The sequence below is a fragment of the Mesorhizobium sp. M5C.F.Ca.IN.020.29.1.1 genome (genome assembly GCF_003997375.1).
Lineage (GTDB): Bacteria > Pseudomonadota > Alphaproteobacteria > Rhizobiales > Rhizobiaceae > Mesorhizobium > Mesorhizobium wenxiniae.
Genome location: NZ_RZSW01000816.1, coordinates 1 through 1,984, shown reverse-complemented (window position 1 = coordinate 1,984; position 1,984 = coordinate 1). Strand labels below are relative to the sequence as shown.

The window sequence follows — 1,984 nt, the reverse complement described above, 5'->3', positions numbered from 1 at the left end:
GCTCAGGCGGTCAAAGGCAACTAACCTCGAATGCGGGATGTTGGTCGAGGGTCCAGCTGTGCATGCTGTCAAGGTGCTCGTCGATGCGGTTGCCAATATGGCGGAAGCATCTCGGCGAGGCGGGGACGGAGATCGATGATCTAGGCCAAGTCGAACTTGGCCGGGTATTCACGACGTTTTCGATGCGATCTGGCACGGCAAAAGTACCGAGTGGCCCGCGGGTCAGCTGATACCCAAAGTCCCCCGACCTCAGGCGCGATTACACACCGGAAAGAAAAGCGGCGCCATCCAGGGGTTCGCTACTGAGTGCCCTGCCAAAGCCGCCGCAGGAAGGTTCGAGCGGTCACCAGCACAATATGCAGGCGGAAGGTGCAGTGGTCCTCGTCGGACAGGCCCGGATGGGAGCCATCTGTGTGCAACATCTTGAACAGACCATTGATGTAATTCTTGCCATCCGGTGTCCATTCGTTGCGGTCCGGGCGAGAAACCCGACCTGGGGCTCAGCAAGCATTGCGCGACGATTTTCGGACGTCGACAACGTGGCTGCGCGGGATAGATCGACATATCGCGCAATGTCGTCGAACAGACCTTCGAGAAAGGTGCGGAGCTGCGCGTTCGCCGCAGCCCATTCTCCGCGAGTATGCGCCTCGATGGCTTGGTCGAGATGACCGTGCGCGACGCTGAACTGGAAATGCTTCAGCAGACTTCGGACCTCATCGTCGGTCGCCGGCAGGTCGACTTCGTTGGGCAAGGCGATTCGTAAGGAAGGGCGCTGCCCCGACTCCCCCCAGACAACAACATACCCATCTCTGGAAAGGCCACGCAGGAAGGCATCCTGGCGCGGGTCTTCAGATCCCTGTCGTGCAAAAGTGAGCGCCTGCCGCACAAAGGCCTCGGCCAAAGTAAAACTGCCATCAACCGAAGCGACGACGTCCTCCGGCCGGGATAGCACAGTGCGGCCAAGACGATCGCATTTCTTCTCCATGCCAAGGGAGGTATCGTCCGGAATCTCCGCCTCTAGGCCAAGGCGAAGCACCAACTTATTTATTTCGGTATGCGTCCTCGCTGCCTGAGCCAGCAACTCGTTGGCTGCGACGATGGTCGGGCGGGTAAACGGCTTCTCGCGCATAGCGTCAGGCCCTCGAACACTTTGAGAAATAGAGAAACGAACCACGGGGATCCGCTACATCCATCCTTGGCGCGATGGTGGCGGCCGCCGGTTTACCTCTGGTGCGCCATGACAGTGCTTGTACTTCAACGCGCTTCCACATGCGCAGAGGTCGTTTCGGCCGACCGGCTTGGGACTCCTGCTTGGCCTCACTTCGGTCGACATCATGAACCTGAAGGTCGGGTCACCGATGTCGGGCATATCCCTATCCACGGGATGTTCGCCCACTGTATCCACGTTTGCCGCTGCCAGTGTCGCGACACTCGTTGCATAGCTGATTTCCACCGCACTGTCGGGGTAGAACATCACCATAAACTGGACGGCGCCGAGCTGCAGCAGAACCTTGTAGGCGTTCTGATAGCGACGCCTGACTGCCTCTTCGTCGGTACCCTGCACCGTGAGCGTCAGGGAGATAGAAAACCAAATCCGCGTGTCGGCCGCGTACCGATAGAATACCGCCACGCCTTTCGGCAGTGTGAAGGTGTCTCCGACGAGCTGATGACCATGCTTGGCTGGTATCCGGCCAACCGGCGGGTCGAGATAGCAAGAGAGCACATAGGCTGTCTTCATTGCCCACTTAGCGAGGACCTCGCGTTCGGCCATAGGGAGCGCAACCTTCGCTGTGAGCTTCGCGAGGATCGGCTTCATTCGTGCCTCGAGCGCGCTCATCCAGCCGTTGTTACACTTCGAGCAAACGTCTCCGAGCAGGAAGTTGTTGAGGTCGAGCCGACGGATAGACGTCTGCTCACTAAGCTGAGCGGTCATGCCGTCCGCACTGATGGCCTCCATGCGAGAGAACTCAATCAGGTCACGGAC

General features: G+C 59.2%; 2 protein-coding genes. Both read right to left on the bottom strand.

The features are described 5' to 3' along the window. Positions 1–343 precede the first annotated feature (343 nt). Positions 344–1,129, bottom strand: coding sequence for a hypothetical protein (locus EOA85_RS33875; RefSeq protein WP_245486287.1), 786 nt, complete (start codon positions 1,127–1,129; stop codon positions 344–346). A 54-nt stretch (positions 1,130–1,183) separates the two neighbouring features. After that, a partial coding sequence (locus EOA85_RS33870; protein ID WP_164760080.1) for an SEC-C metal-binding domain-containing protein occupies positions 1,184–1,984 on the bottom strand: 801 nt, incomplete at its 5' end.